The sequence below is a fragment of the Brevibacillus sp. YAE8 genome (genome assembly GCF_057543335.1).
Window position 1 is genome coordinate 1 of record NZ_BAAIYG010000186.1, and the last position, 515, is coordinate 515.

A 515-nucleotide genomic window follows, 5' to 3' on the forward strand; every position below is an offset into this window, starting at 1 on the left:
AGTCCAATGGCAACGATTTGTATTGTTGGTACAGCAGGAGCGCTTGGAGACGCTGGTTCACCAGCTTCAGACAGTACGCTTGGACCAACATCTGGACTAGCAGTCGATCGTCAACATGATCATATCTGGGATACGTGTGTACCAACTTTTCTTCACTATAACATTCCACTCATTATTTTTGGGTGGGTTGCCTCAGTTATCTTGTAAATAGAGGGTCTCTAATGAAAAAAAAGCAGCCGATCAAAACCGGCTGCCTTTTTTTCATGCTTGAGAAAGAGTAGAAGCAGTGCTGTCACAAGCTCCTAATGCTTGCTCTACAGCCTGAAGAGATTGTTCAATATGTTCGCGATTTGAATCTTTCTCTACTGTTTGAAGAGCTTGTTCAAGGCTTGCTTTTGCCTGATTTAATGACGTACAAGAATCCTGCACGTAACCTCTAGCGTTTTTAGACATTCTTCTTCCTCCTAACTAACCAAAAATGAGAATCAATAAGTAGTATGAGTAATTTGCAGGGA

2 protein-coding genes are annotated in these 515 nt (G+C 41.7%); one reads left to right on the forward strand and one right to left on the reverse strand.

The features are described from left to right. Positions 1-207, forward strand: a 207-nt coding sequence (locus AC27IT_RS28290; protein WP_487092339.1) for a Na+/H+ antiporter NhaC family protein, incomplete at its 5' end; no start/stop codon positions are given. 54 nt (positions 208-261) lie between these two features. On the opposite strand, the gene AC27IT_RS28295 is transcribed toward AC27IT_RS28290, so the two are convergent. Beyond that, positions 262-453 (reverse strand): hypothetical protein, encoded by a 192-nt coding sequence (locus tag AC27IT_RS28295; RefSeq protein WP_033580461.1) that lies wholly within the window; start codon positions 451-453, stop codon positions 262-264. Positions 454-515: the final 62 nt, after the last annotated feature.

What these genes read in the sequence shown, in the direction of transcription:
- AC27IT_RS28295 (WP_033580461.1), bottom strand. Translation starts at nt 453, where the DNA reads ATGTCTAAAAACGCTAGAGGTTACGTGCAGGATTCTTGTACGTCATTA.